This is a genomic window from Actinoplanes sp. NPDC023801 (assembly GCF_040639655.1).
Taxonomy (GTDB): domain Bacteria; phylum Actinomycetota; class Actinomycetes; order Mycobacteriales; family Micromonosporaceae; genus Actinoplanes.
Map to the genome: position 1 here is coordinate 338413 of NZ_JBFAAI010000001.1, position 26506 is coordinate 364918.

Consider the following 26506-nt stretch of genomic DNA (forward strand, 5'->3'; position numbering starts at 1 on the left):
TCTGTTCGAGGCCGCGCATCGAAGGGTGCACCCGTGGTGACCTCACCGCCCAGCGTTGTCGTGGTCACCGGAGTCAGCCGTTATCTCGGCGCTCGGGTGGCCGCACGCCTCGCCGCAGATCCTCGTATCGACCGTGTCGTCGGTCTGGATCCGCACGACCCGCCAGCACGCCTCCTGGGGCTGCTCGACGGGGTGGAGCGGATCCGGGCCGACGCGCGTGCGGCCACCGAGGCCATCGCTGATCTCGGTGCCGAAGCCGTCGTGCATCTGGCTGTGACCAGCGTGCCCGACGCGAAACACGGCGGTCGCGCGGCGATGAAGGAACAGAACGTCATCGGCACCATGCAGGTGCTCGCGGCTGCCCAGGGTGCGCCCGGGCTGCGCAAACTGGTGGTGCGTTCGTCCACCGCCGCCTACGGTGCCTCCTTCCGCGATCCGGCGGTCTTCACCGAGGACACCGAGCCGCGCGCGGTGCCGCGAGGTGCGTTCGCACGCGACATCCTCGACATCGAGGGGTACGTCCGCGGTTTCCGCCGCCGCCGTCCCGAGGTCGCGGCGACCGTCCTGCGTTTCGCCCCCATGCTCAGCTCGTCCGCGGAGACGTCGCTGACCCGCTACTTCGCTCAGCCGGTGGTGCCCACCGTGCTCGGCCGGGACGCCCGCCTGCAGTTCGTCCATGTGGAGGACGCGCTGGAGGTCCTGCACCGCGCCGTGGCCGAGGACCACCCGGGCACCTTCAACGTGGCCGGATCCGGTGTCCTGATGCTCTCCCAGGCCGTCCGCCGGGCCGGCCGGATCTCGCTGCCACTGCCCGAACCGGCGCTCTCCACCGGCGCGGCCCTGCTCCGCAACCTCGGCGTCGAGCAGATCGGGATGGACCAGATCGACCTCTTCGTCCACGGCCGGGTGGTCGACACGACCCGGCTGGTGCAGGAGTTCGGCTTCACGCCGCGCACCACGGTCGAGGCGTTCGAGGAATTCATCAAGACACACGCGGACGGTTCCACACTGACCGCGGACCGGCTGGCAGCGGCCGAGACCGCGATCCTGGAGGGCGTCCGCCGGGTCCGGGCCGCGGCGGCCGAACCGTCCCGGGCGGGACGGGAGACGTCGTGAGCCAGGACGAATACCGCGACATGCTGCCCGGCCACACCGATTTCAAGCTGCCCGAGCCGCCCCCGGTGCAGCGGGTCAACGGCCGGCGCCCGATTCCCGAGAAGGGCGAGCCGATGCCGGAGGCGCCCGAGCCCACGACTGCTGCCACCGCTGTGGACGTCTGGGATCAGCGGGTCGCCGCCGGCCTCGCGTTCCTGCGGCGGCGACTCGCCGGGGCGTACGAGGTGGACGAGTTCGGCTTCGACCCGGAGCTGTCCGACGCCCTGTTCCATCCCCTGCTGAAGGTCCTCTACCGCGAGTGGTTCCGGACCGAGGTGTTCGGGATCGAGAACGTGCCGGCCGACGGCAGTGGCCTCGTGGTGGGCAATCACTCGGGCACGATCGCGCTCGACGCGCTGATGCTCACCGTGGCGATCCGTGACAAGCACCCGGACAACCGGCACCTGCGCCTGCTCGGCGCCGACCTGGTCTTCCGGATGCCGGTGATGAGCGAGATGGCCCGGGCCGCCGGTGCCACCGTGGCCTGCAACCCGGACGCCGAGCGCCTGATGAACTCGGGCCACCTGGTCGGCGTCTTCCCAGAAGGCTTCAAGGGGATCGGGAAGCACTTCTCCGAGCGTTACAAACTGCAGCGCTTCGGCCGTGGCGGGTTCGTCTCGGCGGCGCTGCGCACCGGCACCCCGATCGTCCCGGTCGCCATCGTCGGCGGCGAGGAGATCTATCCGATCCTGGCCGACCTGAAGCCGCTGGCCCGGCTGCTCGGGGTTCCGTACTTCCCCATCACCCCGACCTTCCCGCTGCTGGGTCCGCTGGGCATGGTGCCGCTGCCGAGCAAGTGGCTGATCCAGTTCTGCCCGCCGATCCCGACCGCGCACCTCACCGAGTTCGCGGACGACCCGCTGGTCGTCTACAACCTCGCCGATCAGGTCCGCGAGACGATCCAGGCGACCCTGCACGAGCTGCTGGAGAAACGGCCGGATCCGTTCGGACCGTGACGTGAGTAAGTGCCAATCTTCTGGAGCGGCTCACCCGTCCGTCCTATAGTGACGGTTGAGGGGCGGCCCCGGAGTGATGAACTCCGGCACCGCCCCTCGCCACGTTCTCGAGCTGGCCGTCCTGATCAGAAGAGGTCGCCGAGCAGTCCGCCCAGCACACCCCCGTTTTCCTCGGTCGTCCCGTTGTCGGTCGTGCCGAAGGGCTCGGCCGGTGCCGGTGTGTCGATGCCGCCCGTGACGGTCGGGGTCACACCGGGTGCGGTGGACTTGGCCGGCGTGACCGTCTCACCGGTCACCTTCGGCTCCGCCGTGGCACCGGGCTTTGTCGGCTTCGGCGCCGTGGTCTGCCCGTTCTGCTTGTTCCCGGTCTTGCTCTGGCCACCCTGCTGCGGGGTCGCGGCCGTCTCACCGTCACCGGCGGCCGTGCAGTCCCGCAGCTTCGGCCCGAGCGCGTCGGAACCGGCCGGGGTGACCTTGTCGCAGCCCAGCCCGGTTCGCAGGTCCTCGGCCCGGTCGACGACGTCCTCCAGCAGGCCGAGCGACACGGTCGCCCGCTCCCGGTTGGCCGCGGAGAGCTTCTCCAGGGCCGGGGCGAAGGTGCCGCGCTGGTCACCGACGAAGTCGTCCAGTGTGGCCAGCGGCTTGCTGTTCTGCTGGGACACCGCCGACGTGGTCAGCAGCCGGACGCCCTTGCGGGTGTCGGCATCCATGTCGTCCAGGACCAGCGCGAACTCCGGCTCGTCACCGGACATCGCGACCGCCTCGGAGAGCCGGGTCCGTGCGAAGTCAAGCGACAGCTGACCCCGCGTCACATCGGATCCGGCGATCGCCAGCTGGGCGCGTTCGGTCTGGCGTTTGACGCTGTAGAGGGCATCGCCGGGCGACGCGCTCTCGCTCGCCGCGGAGATTCCCGAGACGGCCATCGCACCGGCGGCGACGCCGATGATGATCGCCCCGCGGGCCCGGATCCGGCGGCCGAACAGTGAACGCCGGACGGCGGGCTCGACGACGGGTTCGGGATCGGCCCCGGCGGCGGTCCGCCCGATGCCGTCCCGCTCGGCCGTGGCGACCAGCATGGCGCGCAGGCCGACGCGGAACTCGGAGTCGACCGGTGCGCCGGGCGCGGCCGTGGAGAGCCGGTTGCTTATGGCGACCAGCCGGTTGATCTCCTCGTCGGCCTGTCCACGACTGTGGTGCCGACGGGCGCCACCGGCGTCGTCGATAAGTTCCGCGAAGCGCTCGGCACTCCGGGAGTTCGGGAATGCGAACTTCACCGTGGGCACCTCCCCTCGCTCGTGACTGTCTCGCCGGCCTGCGGGCCGACGTCGGCGACCGGACCGTTTTCCACGGTCCCGGGTCGCATCCGGACAAACGCGCGACACGCGGCCCCGGTTACGGGTGCGAGGCGTTGCCATCGGGTATCGGAGATCGAAAACTCGTCAAGTCTGATCAAGATTGGAACCCGTCGGGCAGGAGCCGGTTCAGGGCGCGGACCGCCCGGTACTGCAGGGCCTTGATGGCACCCTCGTTCTTGCCCATGGTCTGCGCGGTCTCGGCCACCGAGAAGCCCTGCAGGAACCGGAGCACGATGCATTCCTGCTGTTCCGGGTTGAGCTGCTTGACCGCGGTGAGCAGGGCGACGTTGGTGATGTGGTCGACCACCGCGGACTCCGGGCTGCCCTCCGGCCCCCGATCCTCGCGGTCGGCGTCGAGCACATCGCCGGTCGTCACCTCGAGTCGGTATCGGCCGGACTTGAAGTGGTCGGCGACCAGGTTCCGGGCGATGGTGACCAGCCAGGCACCGAGGTCGCGGCCCTGCCAGGTGAAGCTGCCGATGCGCTTGAGCGCACGCAGGAAGGTGTCCGAGGTGAGATCCTCGGCGAGCTGCCGGTTGCCAACGCGGAAATAGACGAACCGGAAGACTGTGTCGACGTATCGGTCGTAGATCAGGCCGAATGCCTCGGACTCACCGGCCTGGGCACGCTCGACCAGTGCCCACACCTCGGCCGCGGGGTCGCCGCGGTCGGGACGGGCCTTCGGCGGCGCGGACTCGGTCGGCGGCCCGGTGGTGCTCTGGGTCGGAAGGACCACGGTGTGGTCGCCGGCGACGGCTTCGCCCTCACCGATGTTGGAGCGCTGGCCCGCGGTGGGCTGCGCCGGTGGCCGCGGGGCGCCGGCCCGTCCGCCGCCGTTGCCCTTGCCGGCGTGCGGTGAGGCGACCGCGGGCGGCCCGTTCAACGGGCGCCGGCTGCCGGTCTGCTTGGAGCTGTCGCCCCGGATGGCGTTGACGATCATGCCTCCTGATCCCCGGAGGGCATTCAGGCCCCCGGTCAGCGCGTGCCGGGCCGCGAGGACATCGCGGTGGTACGGGTCCTCCGCGTACACATGGGTCACTGCGCCTCCTCAGCCCGGCGGGCCTCCGGCGACAGTGAATTCGTCCCGCCAGACGTGAATTCACCGTGATTCCGTGCTTCGTGGGGCACAGCGGCCTCCTCGGGATGAGGGTGGGTCACTCACAACAAAATGGTCAATCACAACAAAATGGGTGAGTAACCGGCAGAAATGCCAGTCCGCCTCACCCGTTGGTGTGTATTCCGTTACACAGAGCGGAAGTATTGCCGACCTCGGACACGAGGAGTCGCACACCGTGTGCGCTACGCGCAAAGCCGCGAATCGCGCCGAACACGGCAACCATCGTCAAGGTCACTTTGGCGGAACAAGCCGCATCCCGGACGGACCGCCTGTCCGGCGTCCCGGTCACGGCCCGTCTGTGCCAGACTCGGGCCTCGTGGACGAACCCGCCCGTGACCCGGTCGCTGACGCCGCCCGCCGTCGCCCCGACCGGCCCGCACTGATCGCCGCGGACACCGTCGTCACCTGGGCGGAACTGGACACGCGGGTGTCCGCGGCCGCGAAGTGGATCGCCTCCCGGACCGCGCCCGGCGATCGAGTTGCATTGCTGCTCGGGAACACCGTCGAGTTCGCCGCCGCCTACTTCGGGACGCTGCGCGCGGGCCGTGTCGCGGTGCCGCTCAACCCCGGCTACACCACCGACGAGCGCGAGCACGCGATCACCGACTCCGGTGCGTCCCTGGTCGTGGACGGCCCGCCGGGGACAGCGGAAACGGGCGACACGCCAGCCGTACCGAAAATTAATGATCTTGCGGTGTTGCTCTACACCTCGGGCACGAGCGGGCGACCGAAGGGGGCGATGCTCACCCACGCCGCCCTCGCCGCCAACCATGACCAGCTGGATCGCATCGATCCGCCGGTGGTCGGCCCGGACGACGTGGTGCTGCTGGCCGTGCCGTTCTTCCACGCGTACGGACTGAACACCGGGCTCGGCAGCGTGGCGCACCACGCGGCGACCGGCGTGCTGGCCGAGCGTTTCGACCCGGCGGACTCGCTCGAACTGATCGCCAGGCACTCGGTGACCGTCACGGTCGGGGTGCCGGGGATGTATCAGGCCTGGCTGGGGCGCCCGGAGGCGGCCGAGGCGCTGCGCGGGGTGCGGACCGCGGTGTGCGGCGCGGCGCCGCTGGACACCGGCGTCGCGACGCGCTTCCGCGAGCTGACCGGCAGGGCGATCCTGATCGGGTACGGGCTGACCGAGACAGCCCCGGTGCTGACCACGACGGCGGTGAGCGACCGGGACAAGCGGGGCTCGATCGGCCGGCCGCTGCCCGGGATCGAGCTGATGCTGCGTACCACCGCCGGGGCCGAGCTGTGGCGGGACGGCACCGCCTCGGTCGACGAGGATCTCGAGATCGCCGAGTCGGCCGGCACCGACCCGGGTGAGATCGTGGTGCGCGGGCCGAACCTGTTCTCCGGCTACTGGCCGGACGGTCGCGACGGTCCCGGACCGGACGGCTGGTGGCGTACCGGGGATGTCGCGTACGCGGACGGCGACGGCGACCTGGTGCTCGTCGACCGGATCGGCGAGCTGATCCTGGTGAACGGTTTCAACGTCTACCCGGCCGAGATCGAGCGGGTACTGATGGCACATCCGCGGGTGACCGGGGTGGCCGTGGTGGGAGTGCCGGACCCCGCGGCCGGGCAGCGGCCGCACGCGTACGTCACCGTCCTCGGCGACCCCGCACCCACCCCGACCGAGCTGCAGGTGCACTGCGCCACCCGGCTCGCCCGGTTCAAGCTGCCCGGTGTCGAACTGGTGGACGAGCTGCCGCGGACGGTCATCGGCAAGGTACGGAAGAGGGACCTGTGAGACTGACTTTGATCAGCCGGGTGGGTTGCCACCTGTGTGAGGTGGCCGAGCAGACGCTCGACCGGATCGCACCCGGCCAGTGGCGCAAGGTCGACGTGGACTCCGACGTCGAGCTGGAACGGGACTACGGCGACCGGGTGCCGGTGCTGCTGCTGGACGGCAAGGAGCACGGCTACTGGCGGATCGAGGAGGAGCGCCTGCTCCGTGATCTGGCTCGACAGCCGGGTGAACCCCGCCTGTAGTTTTTCGCGGGTGACAGCAAAGCATCTGGTTTGGGACTGGAACGGAACCCTGCTCGACGATCTTCACCTGGTCGTGTCGTCGAGCAACGTCGCCTTCGCCGCCGCCGGTGGCCGTGACGTGCACGCGGACGAGCACCGGCGGGCCTTCCGGCGTCCGGTTGCCGACTTCTACGCCGAGATGCTCGGCCGCGCGATCGACGAGGAGGAGTTCGGCCGGCTGGACCGGATCTTCCACGACGCGTACCGCCTCGGCCTGACCGACGTGTCGCTCGCCGCCGACGCGCAGGCCGCCATCAAGACCTGGCCGGGCAGCCAGTCCCTGCTGTCCATGTGGTTCCACCACGAGCTGGTCCCGGCGGTCGAGAACTACGGGCTGAGCGGCCTGTTCGCCCGGATCGACGGGCTGCAGGCCGAGCTCGGCGGCGGTTTCAAGGCCGCGCACCTCGCCGCCCATCTCAACGAGATCGGCGTGGCCGGCACCGACGTGGTGATGATCGGCGACTCGCTCGACGACGCCGACGCGGCGGAGTCGGTCGGCGGTCGGGCGGTGCTCTACACCGGCGGGTTCACCGACCCCGCACGGCTGCGTGAATCCGGCCGTCCGGTCGCCGACACGCTGGTAGAGGCGGTAAAGATGGCCATGTCACTCTGAGCTGAGTGGCCCTGGCGGGGTCCGAGCGGTAATACTCGACAGGTCGGCCCGACTAACACAGCCGGGTCGATCTTGTCCAATTGTCCCGACAAGATCGCGATTTGTGCACGCCTTCACAAGCGCCTACTCTGTGACTCCGACGAGCCCCGCTACCACAGCCACCCCACGTGGGTTTCACCGGTATCGCACAGACAGGGCTCACCGCAGGTTCGCCTCGTCGGCACGGAGTCAGATGAGCCAGCAGCGTCACGGAAGCACGCCCGGCGAAGCCGATGGCGTCCCGGCCTTCCCGGATCTCCCGGAGGCGACCATCGCGCGACTTCCGGAATACCTGCGCGCCCTCCACCATCTCGCCGAAACCGGCGCCGAGACAGTCTCCAGCGAGGGACTGGCCGCGGCCGCCGGGGTCAACTCGGCCAAGCTCCGCAAGGACCTGTCGCACCTCGGGTCGTACGGCACCCGGGGCGTCGGTTACGACGTCGCGCTGCTCATCGACCAGATCGAGTACATCCTCGGTCTCGACACGAGCCGTGCGGTCTGCCTGGTCGGCGTCGGTAACCTCGGGCACGCGCTGGCCGGTTACGCCGGGTTCGCCAGCCGCGGCTTCCGGGTGGTGGCGCTCTTCGACGCAGACCCGAAGAAGGTGGGCGAGGAGATCAACGGCCTGGCCGTACGGCACATCGACGATCTGGCGCGGGTCGCGGTGGAGGAGTCCGTCGCGATCGGTGTCATCGCCACCCCGCCCGGCACCGCCCAGGCGGTTGCCGACGCGCTGGTCGCAGCAGGTGTGACAAGCATCCTCAACTTCGCTCCGGGGGTTTTGTCGGTGCCGCCCAACGTCGACGTCCGTAAGGTGGATCTCGCCATCGAGCTGCAGATCCTTTCGTTCCACGAGCACCGCAAAGCGTCCTTGACCGCGCTGCCCGGTGGCCGGGCACCCGCGACGGGGAACGGCGATCAGGAGGCGGTCAGTTCGTGAATCTCCTCAGCATCGGCGCCTCCTATCGCACGGCCGACGTCGCGGTCCTGGAACGCCTCACCATCCCCGAATCGAGCGTCCCCGAGCTGCTGCAACGCCTCGTCGCGCAGCCGTACGTGGGTGAGGCGGTCGTCGTCTCCACGTGCAACCGGGTCGAGGTCTACGCGGCGGTCAGCGGCTTCCACGGCGGCCTCGGCGACATCTGCAACGTGCTCTCCGAACACTCCGGCATCCCGGCCAGCGAACTGGCCGGGCACCTGTACGTGCACTACGGCGAGGCGGCGGTCCTCCACTCGTTCCGGGTCTCGTCCGGCCTCGACTCGATGGTCGTCGGTGAGGCCCAGATCCTCGGCCAGCTGCGTGACGCGTACCACGCCGCCACCGAGGTCGACTCGGCCGGCCGGCTGCTGCACGAGCTGATGCAGCAGGCGCTGCGGGTCGGCAAACGGGCACACGCCGAGACCGGTATCGACAAGGCCGGTCAGAGCGTCGTGACGGCCGCCCTCGACGTCGCCGCCGAGCACCTCGGCGGTGACCTCACCGGCCACTCCGCGCTGGTCGTCGGAGCCGGCGCGATGGGCGCGCTGTCGGTGGCCACGCTCACCCGGAGCGGGGTCGGGCCGCTGCGGATCACCAACCGCAGCCACGAACGGGCCGACCGGCTCGCCGAGGCCTACGGCGCGACCGCGGTCCCGTTCGAGCAGCTCGACTCGGCGCTGCGCGAGGTCGACATCGTGGTGTGCGCCACCGCCTCCACCGAGCCGGTGCTCACCCGGGACCGCCTGGAACGGGCCGGCAAGGAGCTGGTCGTCCTCGACCTGGCCGTTCCCCGCGACGTCGCCCCGGACGTGGCCGGCCTGCCCGGTGTGCTCATCGTCGACATCGACAGCCTGGCCAACAGCCGCCGCAGCAACCCGGCGGCGGCCGAGACCGCAGCCGTCGAACAGATCGTCACCGCCGAGGTCGAGAACTTCCTCGCCTGGATGCGCGGCGCCGAGATCGCACCCACGGTGGCCGCCCTGCGGACCCGCGCCGATGAGGTCGTCTCGTCCGAGATGCGCAAGTTGATCTCCCGGCGTCCGGATTTCACCGAGGAGCAGCGGGCCGACGTTTCCCGTACCCTGCACCGGGTCGTCCAGCAGCTGCTGCACTCGCCGACCGTGCGGGTCCGTCAGCTCGCCGCCGAACCCGGCGGCGACCAGTACGCGGCCCTGCTCCGCGAGCTGTTCGACCTGGACGTCCCGCTCGCCACGCACGCGGACGCCGTACCCGAGATCGGAGGACGTGCATGACCGCGCTACGTCTTGGCACCCGGGGCAGCGCCCTGGCACTCACCCAGTCGCAGATGGTCGCCGACGCCCTGACCGCCGCGACCGGCCGCCCGGTCGAGCTGGTCCGGATCGTCACGCCCGGCGACCGGTCGAGCGCCCCAATCGCCCGGATCGGCGTCGGTGTGTTCGTCTCCGCGCTGCGTGACGCATTGCTGGCCGATGAGATCGACTTCGCTGTCCACTCGTACAAGGACCTGCCCACCGCCGGGCATCCCCGCCTGCACATCGCCGCGATCCCGCCCCGCGAGGACCCGCGCGACGCCCTGATCGCCCGGGACGGACTGACCCTCGCGGAACTGCCGCCGGGGTCGTCCATCGGCACCGGTGCGGTGCGCCGAATCGCGCAACTGCATGCTTTGGGCCTAGAGTTGCAGGTCACGCCGATCCGAGGGAACGTCGACTCGCGCATCGCCCGGGTACTCGGACCCGAGGCCGACCTCGATGCCGTCGTTCTCGCCCGGGCCGGTGTGGCGCGTCTCGGCCGATCGGCGGAGATCACCGAGACGCTCGACCCGATGCTCATGCTGCCCGCCCCGGCTCAGGGTGCGCTGGCTGTGGAGTGCCGGGCCGACGACACCGCCCTGATCGAGCTGCTGTCCGCTCTCGATCACGCACCGACCCGTACCGCCGTACTGGCGGAACGGTCGATGCTTGCCACGCTCGAGGCCGGGTGCTCCGCCCCGGTCGCGGCACACGCCGAGATCGCCGAAGGCGATGACGGTGACGAGATCTACTTGCGCGGTGCCGTGATCAGCCCGGATGGTGTCCGAGCCGTCCGACTGTCGCGCACCGGAACGCCCGCCGGCGCGGCGGAGATCGGCAAGGCGCTTGCCATCGATCTCCTCGACGCCGGAGCCGATACCCTGATGGGGAGCACAGAATGACCACCCGCACCGCCCGTAAGCCAGCCGGACGCATCGCGTTCATCGGCGCCGGACCCGGCGACCCGGAGCTGCTGACCCGCCGCGCGTATGCGGCGCTGACCGATGCCGACCAGGTGGTCTACGACCGCGGCGTGCCCGATTCCCTGCTCAGCGCGATCCGGTCCGGCGCCAAGGAGGACGCGCAGTTCAGCCCCGCCGAGGGCGCTCCCGGCGACGTCGCCAAGGTGCTGCTCTCCGCGGCCAAGTCCGGCCTGTCGGCCGTGCACCTGGTCGCCGGTGACCCGTTCGGCCACGACTCGGTGGTCAAGGAGGTGCAGGCGGTCGCACGCACCGCGGTGCACTTCGAGGTGATCCCCGGTATCGGCCAGGCCGAGGGCGTCGCCGCCTACGCCGGTGTGCCGCTGCCCGGTGTACGGATCGCCGCGGACGTCGACGACGTCACCACCCTCGACTTCGACGCGCTCGCCGCGGCCGCCCAGAAGGGCTCGTTCGCCGTGGCGGTGGACGCCGGCGACCTCGCCGCCGTCCGTGACGGCCTGCTCGCCGCCGGTGTCGAGCCGGGTGTCCCGGTCGGCGTGACCGGTGACGGCACCGGCGAGACGCAGTACACCACCACCTCGACCGTGGACAGCTTCGTCGCGGCGGCGCTCGGCTTCACCGGCCGGGTCGTCCTCACCGTCGGCTCCGACGTCGCCGAGCGCGACTCGCTGAGCTGGTGGGAGAACCGGCCGCTGTACGGCTGGAAGGTTCTGGTCCCGCGGACCAAGGAGCAGGCCGGCGCCATGAGTGCCCGGCTCCGCGCCTACGGTGCCATCCCGTGCGAGGTGCCGACCATCGCGGTCGAGCCGCCGCGTACCCCGGCCCAGATGGAGCGGGCCGTCAAGGGCCTGGTCGACGGCCGGTACGCGTGGGTCATCTTCACCTCGGTCAACGCGGTCCGCGCGGTCTGGGAGAAGTTCGGCGAGCACGGCCTCGACGCCCGTCACTTCGGTGGCGTGAAGATCGCCTGCATCGGTGAGGCCACCGCCGACGCGGTTCGCGCCTTCGGTATCCAGCCGGAGCTGATCCCGTCCGGCGAGCAGTCCTCCGACGGTCTGCTTGCCGAGTTCTCGCCGCACGACGAGATCCTCGACCCGGTCGGCCGGGTGCTGCTGCCGCGCGCCGACATCGCCACCGAGACCCTCGCGGCCGGGCTCATCGAGCGCGGCTGGGAGGTGGACGACGTCACGGCGTACCGGACGGTTCGTGCCGCCCCGCCGCCGGCCGAGATCCGCGACGCGATCAAGTCCGGCGGATTCGACGCGGTGCTCTTCACGTCGTCCTCGACCGTGCGGAACCTGGTCGGCATCGCGGGCAAGCCGCACGCCCGTACCGTCGTCGCCGTGATCGGCCCGAAGACGGCCGAGACCGCGGTCGAGTTCGGCCTGCGGGTCGACACTCAGCCGCAGAACGCCTCGGTGCCCGACCTGGTCGAGGCGCTCGCCGAATACGCCCTCGAACTGCGCGAGAAGCTGGCCGCCATGCCGGCCAAGCAGCGTCGTGGCTCCAAGGTGCAGGGCCCGACGGCTCTCCGTTTCCGCTGACCCTGTTGATGAAGGCGCGCCGGCTCAGCTGACCCGGCGCGCCTCTTCGTTCTCCGACCGCTTCCTCGTTCGCGTCTCTTCGTTCTCCGATCGCTTTAGGAGCGCCGATGTCCTTCCCTGACATCCGTCCGCGCCGGCTGCGGCGTACGCCCGCGATCCGCCGCCTGGTCGAGGAAACCCGCCTCGCGCCGTCCGAGCTGATCCTGCCGATGTTCCTCAAGGAGGGACTGACCGAGCCCAAGCCGATCAGCTCCCTGCCCGGCGTCTACCAGCACACCCGCGAGTCGCTGCGTAAGGCCGCGACCGAGGCGGTGGCCGCCGGAGTCGGCGGGCTGATGCTGTTCGGCGTGCCGGACAACGCCAACAAGGACGAGACCGGATCGGCCGGCATCGACCCGGACGGGATCCTCAACGTCGGCCTCCGCGACCTCAAGGCCGAACTGGGCGACAGCACGGTCATCATGGGCGACCTCTGCCTGGACGAGTTCACCTCGCACGGGCATTGCGGTGTGCTCGCTGCCGACGGTTCGGTCGACAACGACGCCACCCTGGCCCTCTATGCCGAGATGGCGGTCGCGCAGGCCGAAGCCGGGGCACACATGGTCGGCCCGTCCGGCATGATGGACGGCCAGGTCGGCGTCATCCGCAAGGCCCTCGACGCGGCCGGCCACCAGGACGTCGCCGTCCTCGCCTACTCGGTGAAGTACGCGGGCGCCTTCTACGGCCCGTTCCGCGAGGCCGTCGAGTCGACTCTGCAGGGCGACCGGCGCCAGTACCAGCAGGACCCGCCCAACGCCCGTGATGCCCTGCGCGAGGTCGACCTGGACATCGCCGAGGGCGCCGACATCGTCATGGTCAAGCCGGCGCTGCCCTACCTCGACATCATCGCCGCGATCCGTGACCGGGTCACCGTCCCGGTCGCCGCCTACCAGGTGTCGGGTGAGTACGCGATGGTCGAGGCGGCCGCCGCGAACGGCTGGATCGACCGCGAGCGGGTCATCCTGGAGTCGCTGACGTCGATCAAGCGAGCCGGTGCCCAGATCACCCTGACGTACTGGGCGACCGAGGCCGCCCAGCTGCTGCGAGCCCGCTACTGACCCAGCCCCAGTCCCGGCTGCGCGCCCCCGGCTGTCTCAGCGCCTGTGAGACAGCGATGCTGTCCAGCTGGGTCGGGGTTGGCTGTACGCTACCGCTGTTTCGGGGGGTTGTGAGACAGCGGTGCGGGCCAGCTGGGATTCGATCGTTTCAGTCCTTGGGTTCGAGGAACTGGACCAGCTGGGTCACGTCGGCGATGTACTCGTACCAGTCCCGGTCGGACTCGTAGCCCAGCTCGGCGTTGACCTTGAGCATCGACTCGTTGTGCTGCGCGTTCCACGTCTGCACCTGGCACAGCGTCGGTTCGGCGGAGCGCAGCTCGAACAGCATGCGCGCCTTGATCGCCCGATCGATGCCGTAACCGCGGTGCTCCCGGACGACGATCGTGTCGTACTGGTCGGCGCGTTCCGGATGTTGTGCCGGCACCACCACCTCGGTGAGCCCGGCCACCTCGCCGGTCGCCTCATGGATGGCGAGCACGATGTACGGCTTCAGGCCGCGCTTGTGCAACGTCTCCAGCGACTCCCGCAGCCGCTGCGGATCGGACGAGCGCGGTGCCAGTTCCAGATCGTCGTCGTCGCGCTGCGCCTCGGCCTTCGCCTGCGCGTACGCGGCGAGCAGGTGCTCCGGTGGGCCGCCCGGGTGGTACTCCACCCGGTAGCCGGAGCTGATCCCGCTGGCCATGCCGCCGAGCGCCAGCCAGTCCACGGTGTCCAGGTTGAGAACGCTGCGAGTCTCCACGTACTCCCGCTCGAACCGGAGCGATTCGTAGAACGGGATCGCCGACGTGCCGCCGATCGCCTCCACCCCGATCGACGAGAAACCCTCCAGATAGGCCCGGCGGGCCGCCACCGCGACCAGCTGCCGGCCGAGCCCGCGACGCCGGAGTTCGGGGCGGACCAGCACCTCGAGCACCCCGATGTCGCCGAGCAGCAGAATGTTGACGTGCCCGAAGATCTTGCTCGTACCCTCGGGAAGGCGATCGTCCTCAGCGACCCAGGTGATCCGCCGCTCGCCGGGCATGGTCTCGGCGAGGTACTCCCGGACCTGCACGTCCCGCCAGGGTGGATCATCTGGAAGATCGGCCGCCAGGACCGCGTTCACCGTCTCCACGAGCGAGTTGACCTCGGTCGCGGACGCGGAGCGGGGATCCCATTCACGCACCCTCACGGGTACATCGTGCCGTTTGTGAGAACTCTAGGGAAGTGCTGGCCACGCAAAAGTACGGTTGCGCTCACGCTGCGTCGCGACACTTGCCGATGTCCCGGTGATCCTGATCAGGCCCGGCTGCGCCGGCCGTAATCGTTCGCGGTGTCGAAAACCTTCTGGGCGTACGGACGGACGGCGTTGTACGACAGAATCGCGTCCCACCAGGACTCGGCCTTGGACAGGTCGCGGCCGCCCTTGCAGAGGTACGCCGCCGCGGTCAGCGCCGCGTCGTCGATGTCGTTGGGGTTCGCCACCCCGTCACGGTCGGCATCGACCGCCGTCGCCGTCCAGGTCGCCGGGATGAACTGCATCGGCCCGATCGCCCGGTCGTAGGTGGTGTCCTTGTCGAGGACGCCCCGGTCGGTGTCGGCGATCAGCTGCCGGCCACCCTGCCCGTCCAGCGGCAGGCCCAGGATCGTCGGCTGGGCCACCCCGTCCGCGCCGAGGACCGCACCGTTGTAGCTGCCGTGCGACGATTCCACCTTGCCGATCGCGGCCAGCGTGGTCCAGCTCAGCTTGCAGGCCGGCGTGGTCTGCGCGGTCACCAGTTCGGCGTAGCCGTAGGCCTGCACCGCCACCACCGGGATACCGACCCGCGTGCCGGTCTGCTCGGCCCAGCCCACCAGGGAGTCGGCCGGGCGGGCCGCGTTCACCGTCGGCGGAGGGACTCCGGGCAGTCCGGTGGCACCCGGCAGTCCGGTGGCACCCGGTAGCCCCGTGGCACCCGGAAGGCCGGTCGTGGCGCCGGGAAGCGGGTAGCCGGGGATACCGGTACCGGGGAGGCCGCCCGGCACGCCCGGGGAAGCCCCCGCCGGCGGGACCGAGCCCTGCGCGGCCTCACCGAACGCCGGCGTGGCGCTGGGCGTGGGCTTGACCTCCAGTGCCTTGGGAACGAGATAGGCCCCCGACGTGACGGCCAGCGTGACCAGGCCCGCCACCAGCACGCCCGGCACCACCACGCGCCCGGTGGGGCCCCGGGTCCAGGTGGCGACACCCTTCGCTGCTCGGCCGGTGGCGTGCAGCGGCCGGAACCGCCGCTTCGGCTTCCCTGCCGCAGCTGGGTCGCCCGCCTTCCCGGCCGCTGTGGCGTCGCCCGCCTTCCCCGCCCCGGCCGCAGCCACCGCCCCGTCGGCCGTCTTACCTTCCCCGGGCTTGGCGGTCTTGCCGTCTGCGGGCGTGGCGGTCTTGCTGTCCCCGGGCGTGGCGGTCTTACCGTCTCCAGCCGTGCCGGACTTATCCGCGGCGGCCTTCTTGTCTTCCGTGGACGTAGCGGTGGCCGAAGCTTCCGAAGGGACGGCGTCATCCTCGCGGTTGGCTGCGGCCGGCTTCTCCTCGATCTTCGCCGGAGATTTCGACTCGGACCCGGCTCCGGCGAGGGCTGTCGTGGGCTCAACTTTCGCCTCAGCATCGGCCGTCGTCGAAGACGTCGCGCCGGCTCCGGCCTTCTGAGCGTCGTCGCCAGCCGATGCAACCCCGACCTGAGGTCCGGCACCGATCTCGGGCCCCGTTCCGACCTCCGGCCCGGCCTTCCGTCCGGCCGCGCTCGTGGCGTCGTCCGACGCCGAGGCGCCCGCAGCACCCGAAGCGCTGACGTCGCCGGAAGCACCGGCAGCACCCGTCAAGTCCGACGGGCTGCTCTTGACGGGAGCACCGGCAGCGCGCGAGGCGCCGGAGGAGGGCTGTGCCTGGCTCGGCACGGTCGGCAGCGGTGGAGCCGGCGGCAGCGGCGAGGCGGCGCGCGGAGCGGCCGGTGCCGCACCGGAACTGGCCAGCGGCCCGCCCTGATGCGGTGCCGCGGACCGCAGCTCCGGCTGCTCTGCTGGTTTCTTCTGCGCCTCCGCCACGGGCTAGACCCTACCCGCCGGAAACCCCCTGCGGGGAGGTCGTCCGGGGCCTGTGGACAACTACCCGGCATCGACTCGGGAACTCCTCGTGCGCCGCCGGCCGTACGGGTCCTACGCTGGTCCGATGCCGCGTTATGAGTTCCGGTGCCGCGCGTGCGGCGCCAACTTCGAGGTCAGCCGTCCGATGCGGGAGGCGACCGCCCCGGCGTCCTGTCCGCAGGGCCACGGCGACACCGTCAAGCTCCTGTCCACTGTCGCCGTCACCGGCCGTGGCGGCGCGGCCCCCTCGGGCCCGGCGGGGGGCGGCGGCGGTGGTTGTTGCGGAGGGGGGTGCGGCTGCTGATTCCGCAGGTCGTTCATGTTCGGTGTCGACTCCGGCCGGTGACCTTCTCCTTGCTGGCGGTGGAGATTCCGTTGCCCCGTACGGGTACACCCGATCGTCCCGGCGGTTTCGGCCGACCACGGCGTTTCCGCGTTCGATCTCTTTCGTTACGAGACGCGTAGTCCCGTATGCCTCCGGTCGATGTGGTGATCAGGATGTCCTCCGTAAGGGGTCGGCCATGGCGGGTACATGATTACCGTCCGTTTCTACGATGGGCGGTAACGCAGAGATACGACAGCATGAGTCGCGACTTCCCAAAGGGGGCGGAGGTTCCACCGTGTCGGGACGGATCGAGCTACCCAGTGGCCTGGTGACCTTTATGTTCACCGACATCGAGGGCTCGACACGGCTAGCCCGGATGCTCGGTGACGCGTACCGGAATGTTCTTGGAGCGCACCGAGCAGTGCTACGCCGTGTGTTCGACGACTTCGGTGGTGTCGAACTTCTCACGGAGGGTGACTCGTTTTTCGTTGCCTTCTCGAATGCCGACGCGGCGGTCGCGGCATGTGTCGAGGCGCAGCGCCGACTGTCCGCTCACGACTGGCCGCGCCGCGACGCCGTTCCGCGGGTCCGGATGGGACTGCACACCGGTCGCGCCGTTCCGGTGGGCCAGGAGTACGCCAGCGCCGAGGTGCACCGGGCGGCCCGGGTGTCCGCTGCCGCCCATGGTGGACAGGTTCTCTGCTCGGAGGCCACGGCCCTCGCGGTGACCGCTACTTACGCCGCCACCACCGGCGGGTCCACCGGTACCGCTGCCGCGGCCACGCTGGCCACCGTGGATCTGCTCGATCTGGGCGCCTTCCGGCTGCGCGGTTTCGACGACGACGAGCGGCTGTTCCAGGTGATGGCTCCGGGCCTGGACCGGGACTTCCCCCACCCGCGTACCGCCGAGGCGCCGCGGCACAACCTTCCGGCCGAGCACGCCCCGTTCGTGGGCCGCCGCGCCGAGCTCGCCGAGCTCACCGAGCTGATCAGCCGTAACCGTCTGGTCACGGTCGTCGGGCCGGGCGGCTCCGGCAAGACCCGGCTGACGCACGCGGTGGCCGAGCAGCTGCTTCCGGCGTACCCCGGCGGAGTGTGGACGATCGATGCGGCGAGTGCCGCCCAGGGCCTGCCCACCGCCCTCGCCGCGGCCCTCGGCCTGCGGCCTGAGCCCGGCCGGCCGATGATCGACACGGTGGTCGAGGCATGCGCCGAACGGCGGATGCTGGTGCTGCTGCAGACCTGTGACGCGGCGCCGGTGCTGACCGTGACGCTGGTGCACCGGCTGCTCAGCCGCTGCCGCCGGCTGGACGTGATGGCCACCGGCCGGGCGCCGCTCGCGCTCGCCGGGGAGACCGTGTGGCGGATTCCGCCACTGGTGCCGGCTGACGCGTTCGCACTCCTCCGGGACCGGGCGGCGGCTGCGCAGGGCGGGCGTCCGGGTGACGGCGACCCGCAGCTGGCGCGGCTGGCGGCCCGGCTGGAGGGCTCGCCGCTGGCCATCAACCTCGCCGCGGCCCGGTTGCGGCTGCTGCCGGCCGAGCAGCTGGCCCGCCGCCTCGACGACCCGCTGGGTGCCCTGGACAACGATGCCGCCGGCGACGGCCGGCACGCCAGCCTCACCAACAATCTGACCTGGTCGTACCGCACTCTCGGCAGCCGTGCCGCCGAGCTGCTGCGGCGCCTGGCGGTCTTCGCGGGGCCGGTGGACCTCGCGGCCGTCGAGTGGTGTGACCCGGAGGCGCTGGGTGCGCTCTCCGAACTTGCCGACAAGTCGCTGGTCGAGGTGACGCCGGGGCCGCGATACCGGCTTTCCGATCAGGTGCGGGCGTACGCGTTGCGCCGGCTGGCGGCGACCGGTGAGGAACCGGCGGTCCGGGATCGGCATCTCAGCTGGTCGTTGCACGTGCTCGACCGGGTCCTCGACGATCAGGTTCGCACGACCTCGCTGAACGATGTGAGCCCGTACGTGGCCGAGTGGCAGGCGGCCCTGCGCTGGGCGGCGGCCACCGGGAACGTGAAGGCCGGGCTGCGGCTCGGGGTCGCTCTGGATCCGTGGTGGCGTGAGCACGGCGATGTCCAGGAGGGCCGCGCGCTGCTGGCCGGCCTGTTCCGGCATCTGCCCGCCGACGCGACCGCGATGGTTCCGGCGGCGGAGCTGGCGGCGGCCTGTCTGGTGCGGGCGGGTCTCAGCACGGACCGGGTCGAGCGCGACCGCCTGCTGGAGCGGGCGCTGGCCGAGGCGGAGCGTTCCGGTGATCCGTCGTTGCTGGTCCGGGCATGTGCCGCCGGCCTGACGCTGACGGGTGACGACACCGCCGCCGCCGAGCGGGCCTGTCGCGACGTGATAAGCCTGGCGGAGCGGTCGGGCGTTCCGAACGCGGGTTTCCCGGCCGTGCTGGCGCTGGCCGAGCTGCTGTGGCGCCGGGAGGCGCTGGCCGAGGCGGCCGAGGTGCTCGGCGCCGCCCGTCACCTGGAGGCGGCACGTCCCGAGGACCGGGGCCGCCGGGCTGTCGACTGGCTGCTCGGCATGGTTGCGCTGCGCCGGGGCGACCTGGTGGCCGCGCACGATCATCTGGTGGTGGCACTGCGGTCCCGGCTGCGGCACGGTTTCCGTGGTGCGGCGGCCGACGCGGTCGCGGCGATCGCGGTCCGCTGTGTCGTCGGTGGTGACCCGGCGACCGCGACGGTGCTGTTCGGCGGGGCGGAGGCGGCTCGCGGCGCCCGGCGTACCGAGTCGTTCGGTGCTTTCTGGTCGGCGCATCAGACGTCGCTGCGGGAGGCGCTCGGCGATGCCGCTTTCGACGCGGCCTACGCCGACGGCGCCGGGCTCGGTTTCGATCGGATAGTCGCGATGGCACTGGCCGTGGAGCACCCGGACCTGGAGGACGGCGCCGCCCGGTTCGCGCAGATCGTACGATGAATCAGGAATTGACCAGAAGCCGGACCGCCTCGTAGTAGGTGAAGGCGATGCTGTTGCAGAACGGCTGCGCCATCAGCGGGCGAGCGTCGCAGACGCGTCGCAGATCGGCTCGGAACACCTCGTCGATGCGGTCCTTGTGGCGCGCGAAGTCCGTCCGGTAATTGCGGTAGCCGAAGTCGTGGTGCCGGCACGCGTTGCCGAAGTCGAAGCCGAGCGGGGTGTCCGGCGCGCGGCTGCAGAGGTCGCTGGACCAGTCGAAACGGTATTCGGCCCAGCGTGCCTGATCGAGCCGTGCGGCGTTCCAGGCGGCGGTGCTCTCCGCGGTCGGCTGGGTCCAGTTCGCCAGGATCGCCTGCCGGTCCGTCGATGACGCCCGCGCCGGCGCGGGCGGGAGCAGAACGATGCCCAGCAGAGCGGCGGCCGCGATGCGGCGCATGTGGCACCTCCGATGCGTGACCGGTGACGGATGTGATGTCCTGGGGATACGACGTCAAGCTTGACCGCTAAGGTGATCGCGTGCGGGCGGTTCCATGATTCATCTACCTTCGGTCCGCCAGGGACCGTTGAGGGCTCTCGGGGTCCGGATGCTGGCGGCGTGCGCCCTGGTCCTCGCCGCGGTCGCGGTGGTCTACGCCGACCGGAACGGTTACAAGGACGCCAACGATCCGGGGCTCACTCTGCTCGACTGCTTCTACTACGCGGTCGTCTCGCTCTCCACCACCGGCTACGGCGACATCACGCCGGTGACCCAGCCGGCCCGCCTGGTGAACGTCCTGTTCATCACGCCGGCCCGGGTCCTCTTCCTGATCATCCTGGTCGGCACCACACTTGAGGTGCTCACCGACCAGTACCGCAAGGGCCTTCGGGTCAGCCGGTGGAGGCGCAAGTTGAAGGACCACGTGATCATCTGCGGTTACGGCACCAAGGGCCGGGCCGCCGTCGCCGCGCTCCTCGAGACGGGGTACGACAAGTCCCGGATCGTCATCGTGGAGAACAAGGAGGCCGGTGTCCGTCAGGCCGCGGCCAGTGGGTTCGTCGTCATCGAGGGCGACGCCACCAGGTCGGCGGTGCTCAACGACGCCGACGTGAAGAACGCCAAGTCGGTGATCATCGCGACCGACCGGGACGAGGCGTCGGTGCTGATCACGCTTACCGTCCGCCAACTGACGGCCGGCCAGGTCCGGATCATCGCGGCGGTGCGCGAGCAGGAGAACGCCGCCCTGCTCAAGCAGAGCGGCGCCCATCACGTGATCGTGTCGTCGTCCACGGCCGGCCGGCTGCTCGGCCTGACCACCACCGCGCCGCCGCTGATCGACGTGGTGGAGGATCTGCTCACCCCGGGCCAGGGCATGGCGCTGGCGATGCGATCGGCGGAGCGGGCCGAGGTCGGCCGCAACCCCCGCGAACTGCCGACCCTGGTGGTGGCCCTGATCCGTCGCGGCAAGGTGCTGCCGCTCGGTGGCGAGCAGGCCGTCACGATCGAGACCGGCGACCTGCTCGTCTACATCCGGGCCGACGAGGCCGTCCGCACCGGGGTGACGACCTTCTAGAGGATCGTCCAGGTGTCACCGGCGTTGAGGAGGCCGTCGAGCATCTCCTCGGGTGTGCCGGTGGCCTGTGCTTTGGCGTCCAGCACCTGCTTGCGGACGATCTCGTCGTAAGACGGGCGTTTCACGTTGCGGAACACGCCGATCGGTGTGGTGTTCAGATCCGAGCCGGAGAGCCGGCTGAGCGCGAAGGCGTACGCCGGGTCGTCCACGGTCGCGTCGTGGATGATCGGTGTGCCGCCCTCCTGCACCTTCAGGCCGAAGCTGCCCTCCGGGTGCACCACGTTGAGGTTGCCGACCGTGATCGGCTCACCCTGCTCCAGGCGGATCAGGTGCGCGTCCTTCGTGGAAGGGTCCTTGATCAGGTCGAAGGCGCCGTCGTTGAAGATGTTGCAGTTCTGGTAGATCTCGACGAACGCCGAACCCTCGTGCTCGGCGGCGGCCCGCAGCACCGACTGCAGATGCTTGGCGTCGGAGTCGATGGTCCGCGCCACGAAGGTGGCCTCGGCACCCAGCGCCAGCGACAGCGGGTTGAACGGCGTGTCCGCCGAACCGGTCGGAGTCGACTTGGTGATCTTGCCGATCTCCGAGGTCGGGGAGTACTGACCCTTGGTGAGCCCGTAGATCCGGTTGTTGAACAGCAGAATCTTCAGGTTCACATTGCGTCGCAGCGCGTGGATCAGATGGTTGCCGCCGATCGACAGGGCGTCGCCGTCGCCGGTCACCACCCAGACGTTCAGGTCGGGGCGGGACGCGGACAGCCCGGTCGCGATCGCCGGGGCACGCCCGTGGATCGAGTGCATGCCGTAGGTGTTCATGTAGTACGGGAACCGGGACGAGCAGCCGATGCCGGAGACGAAGACGATCTTCTCCCGCGGGATGCCCAGCTCCGGCATGAACCGCTGCATGGCCGCGAGGATCGAGTAGTCCCCGCAGCCGGGGCACCAGCGGACCTCCTGATCGGACTTGAAGTCCTTGGCGGTCAGTTTCAGCGCGATCGTGTCAGCCATTCTTGACCACGTCCTCCAGCATGCTCTCCAGCGTCGCGGCGGTGAACGGCAGGCCGCTGACCTGGTTGAACGGAATCGCATCGACCAGGTACCTCGACCGGATCACGGCGGCGAGCTGGCCCAGGTTCATCTCCGGGACGACCACCCTGTCGTACGCCCGGAGCACCTCGCCGAGGTTGGCCGGCAAGGGTGAGAGGTGCCGCAGATGCGCCTGCGCGACGGTGAGACCGCGCTGGCGCAGCGCACGGCAGGCCGCGCCGATCGGGCCGTAGGTGGAACCCCAGCCGAGCACCAGCACGCTCGCGCTCTCCGACGGGTCCTCGACATCGACGTCGGGAACCGGGATCGTGTCGATGCGGGTCTGTCTGGTGCGCACCATGAACTCGTGGTTCGCGGGGTCGTACGAGATGTCCCCGGTCTTGTCGGCCTTCTCCAGACCGCCGATGCGGTGCTCCAGGCCGGGCGTGCCGGGCACGGCCCACGGCCTGGCCATGGTCTCCGGATCACGCAGGTACGGCAGGAAGCGCCCGTCGTCGGTGTTGGGTGCCGTCGCGAAGTCCACCCGCAGGTCGGGCAGCTCGCCGACGGACGGCAGCAGCCACGGCTCCGAGCCGTTGGCCACGTAGTTGTCCGACAGCAGGATGACCGGGGTGCGGTAGGTCAGCGCGATGCGGGCCGCCTCCAGCGCCGCGTGGAAGCAGTCGGACGGCGACTTCGGGGCGATCACCGCGAGCGGCGCCTCCCCGTGCCGGCCGAACAGGGCCATGTTGAGGTCGGCCTGCTCGGTCTTGGTCGGCATGCCCGTCGACGGCCCGGCGCGCTGCACGTCCACGATCACCAGCGGCAGTTCCAGGGCGATGGCGAGCGAGATGGTCTCGCTCTTGAGGGCCACGCCCGGCCCTGAGGTGGTGGTGACCCCCAGCGCACCGCCGTAAGCCGCGCCGAGCGCCGCCCCGATGGCCGCGATCTCGTCCTCGGCCTGCATCGTGGTGATGCCGAACCGTTTGTGCTTGGAGAGCTCGTGCAGGATGTCCGAGGCCGGTGTGATCGGGTAGGCGCCGAGGAACAGCGGGAGCCCCGACCGGACCGCGGAGGCCACCAGCCCGAGCGCGAGCGCCTGGTTGCCGGTGATGTTGCGGTACGTGCCCGGCGGCATCTTCGCCGGTTTGATCTCGTAGCGGACCGAGAACGCCTCGGTCGTCTCGCCGTAGTTCCATCCGGCCCGGAACGCCGCCTTGTTCGCCGCGACCAGATCGGGGCGCTTGGCGAACTTGCGTTCCAGGAACCGCAGCGTCGACTCGAACGGCCGCGAGTACATCCAGCTGAGCAGGCCCAGCGCGAACATGTTCTTGGCGCGCTCACCGTCCTTCTTCGAGACGCCGCTCTCGGCCAGCGCGCCTAGGGTCAGGGAGGTGAGGGCCACCGGCCGGACCGCGTACTCGTCGAGCGAGCCGTCCTCCAGGGGACTGACGGCGTAGCCGACCTTGGCCAGGTTGCGGCGGGTGAACTCGTCGGTGTTGACGATGATGTCGGCGCCGGCGGGCAGGTCGGCCACGTTGGCCTTCAGCGCCGCCGGGTTCATCGCGACGAGCACGTTCGGCGCGTCGCCGGGGGTCAGGATGTCGTAGTCGGCGAAGTGGACCTGGAAACTCGAGACACCCGGCAGTGTCCCCGCGGGGGCGCGGATCTCCGCCGGAAAGTTGGGAAGTGTCGAGATGTCGTTGCCGAGCTGAGCTGTCTCGGATGTGAACCGGTCACCGGTGAGCTGCATGCCGTCGCCGGAGTCACCGGCGAAACGGATGACAACCCGGTCCAGTTGCTCGACACGCTTCTCGACTGGTTTCTCGGGAGCGGCCACGATCAACCTCCAAAAGGGCAGCCGGCTGCTTCACGAGTGTCGATGTGCCGGCCCGCAAATCGTCACTTCCACACTACGTCGCCGCTCCTTACGAAGGGGCCCCGGACCGTTGCCCACGGTAGCGATCCGGGGCCCCTATCAGCTAGTGCTCTTGGGTAGGCTGCACGATCGTGGAGGGATATCTGGGCTCCTATGCCGTCCTCGGCCTCGTCCTGGCCGCCGGGGTGCTGCTGTTCGTGGCCGCGTTCGGGGCGAACCGGCTGCTCAGACCGGCCCGTCCGGCGGAGCCGCCCGGAAAGCGGATCTCGTACGAGAGCGGCATCGACCCCGTCGGCGGTGACTGGGCGCAGGCGCAGATCCGGTACTACGTGTACGCGTACCTATATGTGCTTTTCGCCGTTGAAGCCGTATTTCTCTTCCCCTGGGCGCTGATCTTCGATCGTCCCGGTTTCGGGGGACTGTCGATCGCCGAGATGGGCATCTTCGTGGCCGTCCTCGCGCTCGGCATTCTCTACGCCTGGCGTAAGAAGATCCTCGACTGGACATGAGGCCGGCGGTCCACCACGGGTGGCGGGCTCGCCACCGGAAAGCGGACATGTCAACATCGTGCGCATGGGTCAGCTTCTGCTCTTCGTAGTCGTGGCGCTCGTCGTCGCGACGATCGTCTTCGGCGTGACCGTCCTACTGAGCGGGGGCGACTCCGGCCTGACCCCGGTCGAGCCCGACGGCCGTGCGGTGCCGCTGCCCAGCGACCGCCCGCTCGGCGAGGACGACATCAGCGCCACCCGGTTCGACACCGTCTGGCGGGGGTACCGGATGGCTCAGGTCGACCAGGCGCTGCAGCGTGCCGCCTACGACATCGGTTACAAGAGCGAGCTGATCGGCGTGCTCGAGGCCGAGGTGGCCGCCCTGCGCGAGGGCCGTACCGAGGAGGCCGACGCGCTGCGCCGGGCCCGTGAGGCGGCGCTCGCCCCGGCCGCGCAGGTTCCGCCGGCGCCGGAGCCGCCGGTCATCCCGATGGCTCCTCCTTCGGACGACGAGGTGCCCGCGGACGACCCCGAACCGGTGGAGAAACGATGAGCAACGATGCGGAGGCGGGCCCAGGTTCGCCGGCGGGTCCAGGCGAGTTCACCGCCACGGTAATCGTCAACGCGCCCGCGCCGAAGGTCTTCGCCGCCTTCCTGAACTGGGAGAAGCAGTCCGAGTGGATCCCGTTCACCCGGGTCCGGGTGGTCGAGGGCGACGGCGGCGAGGGCAGCCTGGTGGAGGCGATCACCACGATCGGCCCGGCGGTGATCCGGGACGAGCTGCGGGTGATCAAGGTCAACGCGCCGTACGAGGTCCGCGTCGTCCACTGCGGCAAGCTGCTCAAGGGCCCCGGCGCGATGCGCTGCACCGCGATGTCCGGCGACCGGACTCAGATCGTGCTGCACGAGTGGTTCCAGCTCCCCGCCGGCCCGGTCGGCAAGATCGCCTGGCCGGTCCTCTGGCCGGGTTCGAAACTCGGCTTCACCGGCGCCCTGAAGCGATTCGCCCGGCTGGTCGAACAGGGCCGCCTGCCGTGACCGGCACCGGGATCGTCATCGGCGCCGACGGGCGCTCCCGCTGCTTCTGGGGCGGCGGCTCGCCGGACTACACCGAATACCACGACAGCGAGTGGGGGCAGCCGGTCCGCGGCGACGACGCGCTCTTCGAACGGCTCACCCTGGAGGCCTTCCAGTCCGGCCTGTCCTGGATCACGATCCTGCGCAAACGGCCGGCCTTCCGGGCCGCCTTCGCCGGGTTCTCGATCGCGAAGGTCGCCGAGTTCACCGAGACCGACGCCGAGCGCCTGATGGCCGATCCCGGCATCGTCCGGAACCGGATGAAGGTCGACGCGGCCCTGCACAACGCCCGGGTGGCGGTCGAGCTCGATCTGACGGACCTGCTCTGGTCGTTCGCGCCCCCGGCTCGCCCCCGGCCGCGAACGCGCGCCGACGTCCCGGCGGTCACGCCCGAGTCCACCGCCATGGCCAAGGCGCTCAAGAAGCGCGGCTTCAAATTCGTCGGCCCCACCACGGCGTACGCGTTGATGCAGGCCACCGGCATGGTTGACGACCACCTCACGGACTGCTGGGTGCCCGTGATGAGATGACACCATGGCTCAGTTCGTGGTGATCATTCCGGAAGGGCAGTGGGCGACCGAGCGGTTGTTCCAGCACGAGGCGGTGACGGTGCCGGCCGTTCCCTCGGCTGAAGTCGGTGACGAGGTCCTGGTCGTCGCCGAGGAGCAGGTCGTGGCCCTGGCCCGGGTGGAGAAGGCGGACGGCGGCGAACTCGCGCTGTGGTACCTGCGCCGGGCTTTCGACGAGCCGGTCCCGGCCACCGGCCTGACCGCCGGAGCGGTCGACGAGGCGACGTTCCGCCGGTTCGCCGACCGGCTGGGCGGCCCGGCCGACCGGAAGGCCTGGCTGGTCAGCGTGGCCATGCCGATCGAGGCGGTGAACCCGGCCGAGGCGGTACGCCAGTTCTGGTCGCACGTTCTCGAGCTGGGCCCGGCGGAGCTGCCGACCTACGTCTGGCCGTCCGGCGACGAGCTGGCCATGCAGGCCTTCGTCCTCGGGGCCGAGGCCAACCAGGACCCCGAGGAGGAGGATGAGGACGAGTAGT

24 protein-coding genes and 1 pseudogene are annotated in these 26506 nt (G+C 70.4%); 18 read left to right on the forward strand and 7 right to left on the reverse strand.

Annotation, left to right across the window (positions count from 1 at the left end; all coding sequences use genetic code 11):
* The first annotated feature begins 33 nt into the window (after positions 1–33).
* Positions 34–1116, forward strand: a complete 1083-nt coding sequence (locus AB0G04_RS01615; RefSeq protein ID WP_360974584.1) for an NAD-dependent epimerase/dehydratase family protein — start codon at positions 34–36, stop codon at positions 1114–1116.
* Positions 1113–2111 carry a lysophospholipid acyltransferase family protein gene (locus tag AB0G04_RS01620; protein ID WP_360974587.1) on the forward strand — a complete coding sequence of 333 codons (999 nt, stop codon included), beginning with the start codon at positions 1113–1115 and terminating at the stop codon, positions 2109–2111. The genes AB0G04_RS01615 and AB0G04_RS01620 overlap by 4 nt, the downstream gene beginning before the upstream one ends.
* A 125-nt stretch (positions 2112–2236) precedes the next feature.
* On the opposite strand, the gene AB0G04_RS01625 is transcribed toward AB0G04_RS01620, so the two are convergent.
* Positions 2237–3385, reverse strand: coding sequence for a DUF5667 domain-containing protein (locus AB0G04_RS01625; RefSeq protein WP_360974590.1), 1149 nt, complete (start codon positions 3383–3385; stop codon positions 2237–2239).
* Positions 3386–3560: 175 nt separating this feature from the next.
* Positions 3561–4505 carry an ECF subfamily RNA polymerase sigma factor, BldN family gene (locus tag AB0G04_RS01630; protein WP_360974593.1) on the reverse strand — a complete coding sequence of 315 codons (945 nt, stop codon included), beginning with the start codon at positions 4503–4505 and terminating at the stop codon, positions 3561–3563.
* 394 nt (positions 4506–4899) lie between these two features.
* Here AB0G04_RS01630 and AB0G04_RS01635 point away from each other — a divergent pair, with 394 nt between their 5' ends.
* The 8 genes from AB0G04_RS01635 (at position 4900) to hemB (ending at position 13104) form a co-directional block, all read left to right on the forward strand.
* On the forward strand, positions 4900–6336 hold the full coding sequence (locus AB0G04_RS01635) for an AMP-binding protein (RefSeq protein ID WP_360974596.1): 1437 nt from the start codon (positions 4900–4902) through the stop codon (positions 6334–6336).
* The gene (locus AB0G04_RS01640; protein WP_360974599.1) at positions 6333–6578 is read left to right on the forward strand and encodes a glutaredoxin family protein; all 246 of its coding nucleotides are present in this window, start codon (positions 6333–6335) and stop codon (positions 6576–6578) included. Before AB0G04_RS01635 ends, AB0G04_RS01640 begins: the two co-directional genes overlap by 4 nt.
* A 10-nt stretch (positions 6579–6588) precedes the next feature.
* Positions 6589–7230 carry an HAD hydrolase-like protein gene (locus AB0G04_RS01645; RefSeq protein WP_360974602.1) on the forward strand — a complete coding sequence of 214 codons (642 nt, stop codon included), beginning with the start codon at positions 6589–6591 and terminating at the stop codon, positions 7228–7230.
* Positions 7231–7462: 232 nt separating this feature from the next.
* Positions 7463–8209 carry a redox-sensing transcriptional repressor Rex gene (locus tag AB0G04_RS01650; RefSeq protein ID WP_360974605.1) on the forward strand — a complete coding sequence of 249 codons (747 nt, stop codon included), beginning with the start codon at positions 7463–7465 and terminating at the stop codon, positions 8207–8209.
* Positions 8206–9501 (forward strand): glutamyl-tRNA reductase, encoded by a 1296-nt coding sequence (locus AB0G04_RS01655; RefSeq protein WP_360974608.1) that lies wholly within the window; start codon positions 8206–8208, stop codon positions 9499–9501. The genes AB0G04_RS01650 and AB0G04_RS01655 overlap by 4 nt, the downstream gene beginning before the upstream one ends.
* Complete coding sequence (gene hemC, locus AB0G04_RS01660) at positions 9498–10424, forward strand: hydroxymethylbilane synthase (RefSeq protein ID WP_360974611.1); 927 nt, start codon at positions 9498–9500, stop codon at positions 10422–10424. Before AB0G04_RS01655 ends, hemC begins: the two co-directional genes overlap by 4 nt.
* Positions 10421–12007, forward strand: coding sequence for a uroporphyrinogen-III synthase (locus AB0G04_RS01665; protein ID WP_360974614.1), 1587 nt, complete (start codon positions 10421–10423; stop codon positions 12005–12007). Before hemC ends, AB0G04_RS01665 begins: the two co-directional genes overlap by 4 nt.
* A 107-nt stretch (positions 12008–12114) precedes the next feature.
* A complete protein-coding gene (gene hemB / locus AB0G04_RS01670; protein ID WP_360974617.1) occupies positions 12115–13104 on the forward strand; it encodes a porphobilinogen synthase in 990 nt (329 codons plus the stop codon).
* 148 nt (positions 13105–13252) lie between these two features.
* On the opposite strand, the gene AB0G04_RS01675 is transcribed toward hemB, so the two are convergent.
* Positions 13253–14272 carry a GNAT family N-acetyltransferase gene (locus AB0G04_RS01675; protein ID WP_360974620.1) on the reverse strand — a complete coding sequence of 340 codons (1020 nt, stop codon included), beginning with the start codon at positions 14270–14272 and terminating at the stop codon, positions 13253–13255.
* A 107-nt stretch (positions 14273–14379) separates the two neighbouring features.
* Entirely contained in the window at positions 14380–16155 is a 1776-nt protein-coding gene (locus tag AB0G04_RS01680; RefSeq protein WP_360974623.1) for a lytic murein transglycosylase, read from the reverse strand.
* A 124-nt stretch (positions 16156–16279) separates the two neighbouring features.
* Here AB0G04_RS01680 and AB0G04_RS01685 point away from each other — a divergent pair, with 124 nt between their 5' ends.
* On the forward strand, positions 16280–16498 hold the full coding sequence (locus AB0G04_RS01685; protein ID WP_360974626.1) for a zinc ribbon domain-containing protein: 219 nt from the start codon (positions 16280–16282) through the stop codon (positions 16496–16498).
* Positions 16499–16814: 316 nt separating this feature from the next.
* Positions 16815–19442 (forward strand): adenylate/guanylate cyclase domain-containing protein, encoded by a 2628-nt coding sequence (locus AB0G04_RS01690; protein WP_360974629.1) that lies wholly within the window; start codon positions 16815–16817, stop codon positions 19440–19442.
* A 1-nt stretch (position 19443) separates the two neighbouring features.
* Here the strand turns inward: AB0G04_RS01690 and AB0G04_RS01695 are convergent, their stop codons facing one another.
* A complete protein-coding gene (locus AB0G04_RS01695) occupies positions 19444–19878 on the reverse strand; it encodes a phospholipase (protein WP_360974631.1) in 435 nt (144 codons plus the stop codon).
* 94 nt (positions 19879–19972) lie between these two features.
* Between AB0G04_RS01695 and AB0G04_RS01700 the strand changes: the two genes are divergently transcribed.
* Positions 19973–20992 carry a potassium channel family protein gene (locus AB0G04_RS01700; protein ID WP_360974634.1) on the forward strand — a complete coding sequence of 340 codons (1020 nt, stop codon included), beginning with the start codon at positions 19973–19975 and terminating at the stop codon, positions 20990–20992.
* On the opposite strand, the gene AB0G04_RS01705 is transcribed toward AB0G04_RS01700, so the two are convergent.
* Together AB0G04_RS01705 and AB0G04_RS01710 are read right to left on the reverse strand one after the other, a co-directional pair.
* Positions 20989–21999 carry a 2-oxoacid:ferredoxin oxidoreductase subunit beta gene (locus tag AB0G04_RS01705; RefSeq protein WP_360974637.1) on the reverse strand — a complete coding sequence of 337 codons (1011 nt, stop codon included), beginning with the start codon at positions 21997–21999 and terminating at the stop codon, positions 20989–20991. The two genes, AB0G04_RS01700 and AB0G04_RS01705, sit on opposite strands and share 4 nt — an antisense overlap.
* Positions 21992–23857 carry a 2-oxoacid:acceptor oxidoreductase subunit alpha gene (locus AB0G04_RS01710; protein ID WP_360974640.1) on the reverse strand — a complete coding sequence of 622 codons (1866 nt, stop codon included), beginning with the start codon at positions 23855–23857 and terminating at the stop codon, positions 21992–21994. The genes AB0G04_RS01705 and AB0G04_RS01710 overlap by 8 nt, the downstream gene beginning before the upstream one ends.
* A 170-nt stretch (positions 23858–24027) precedes the next feature.
* Here AB0G04_RS01710 and ndhC point away from each other — a divergent pair, with 170 nt between their 5' ends.
* From ndhC to AB0G04_RS01735, 5 genes and pseudogenes are all read left to right on the forward strand, one after another.
* The gene (ndhC, locus tag AB0G04_RS01715) at positions 24028–24405 is read left to right on the forward strand and encodes an NADH-quinone oxidoreductase subunit A (protein ID WP_360974643.1); all 378 of its coding nucleotides are present in this window, start codon (positions 24028–24030) and stop codon (positions 24403–24405) included.
* Positions 24406–24469: 64 nt separating this feature from the next.
* Positions 24470–24817 (forward strand): annotated as a pseudogene (locus tag AB0G04_RS01720) (DivIVA domain-containing protein); the annotation flags it as partial.
* 116 nt (positions 24818–24933) lie between these two features.
* A complete protein-coding gene (locus AB0G04_RS01725; protein ID WP_360974646.1) occupies positions 24934–25422 on the forward strand; it encodes an SRPBCC family protein in 489 nt (162 codons plus the stop codon).
* Positions 25419–25991, forward strand: a complete 573-nt coding sequence (locus AB0G04_RS01730; RefSeq protein ID WP_360974649.1) for a DNA-3-methyladenine glycosylase I — start codon at positions 25419–25421, stop codon at positions 25989–25991. The genes AB0G04_RS01725 and AB0G04_RS01730 overlap by 4 nt, the downstream gene beginning before the upstream one ends.
* Before the next feature lie 4 nt (positions 25992–25995).
* Positions 25996–26505 (forward strand): hypothetical protein, encoded by a 510-nt coding sequence (locus AB0G04_RS01735; RefSeq protein WP_360974652.1) that lies wholly within the window; start codon positions 25996–25998, stop codon positions 26503–26505.
* The last annotated feature ends 1 nt before the right edge of the window (position 26506 follow it).

What these genes read in the sequence shown, in the direction of transcription:
- AB0G04_RS01725 (WP_360974646.1), top strand. Translation starts at nt 24,934, where the DNA reads ATGAGCAACGATGCGGAGGCGGGCCCAGGTTCGCCGGCGGGTCCAGGC.
- AB0G04_RS01705 (WP_360974637.1), bottom strand. Translation starts at nt 21,999, where the DNA reads ATGGCTGACACGATCGCGCTGAAACTGACCGCCAAGGACTTCAAGTCC.
- AB0G04_RS01695 (WP_360974631.1), bottom strand. Translation starts at nt 19,878, where the DNA reads ATGCGCCGCATCGCGGCCGCCGCTCTGCTGGGCATCGTTCTGCTCCCG.
- hemB (WP_360974617.1), top strand. Translation starts at nt 12,115, where the DNA reads ATGTCCTTCCCTGACATCCGTCCGCGCCGGCTGCGGCGTACGCCCGCG.
- AB0G04_RS01735 (WP_360974652.1), top strand. Translation starts at nt 25,996, where the DNA reads ATGGCTCAGTTCGTGGTGATCATTCCGGAAGGGCAGTGGGCGACCGAG.
- AB0G04_RS01665 (WP_360974614.1), top strand. Translation starts at nt 10,421, where the DNA reads ATGACCACCCGCACCGCCCGTAAGCCAGCCGGACGCATCGCGTTCATC.
- AB0G04_RS01685 (WP_360974626.1), top strand. Translation starts at nt 16,280, where the DNA reads ATGCCGCGTTATGAGTTCCGGTGCCGCGCGTGCGGCGCCAACTTCGAG.
- AB0G04_RS01700 (WP_360974634.1), top strand. Translation starts at nt 19,973, where the DNA reads ATGATTCATCTACCTTCGGTCCGCCAGGGACCGTTGAGGGCTCTCGGG.
- hemC (WP_360974611.1), top strand. Translation starts at nt 9,498, where the DNA reads ATGACCGCGCTACGTCTTGGCACCCGGGGCAGCGCCCTGGCACTCACC.
- AB0G04_RS01650 (WP_360974605.1), top strand. Translation starts at nt 7,463, where the DNA reads ATGAGCCAGCAGCGTCACGGAAGCACGCCCGGCGAAGCCGATGGCGTC.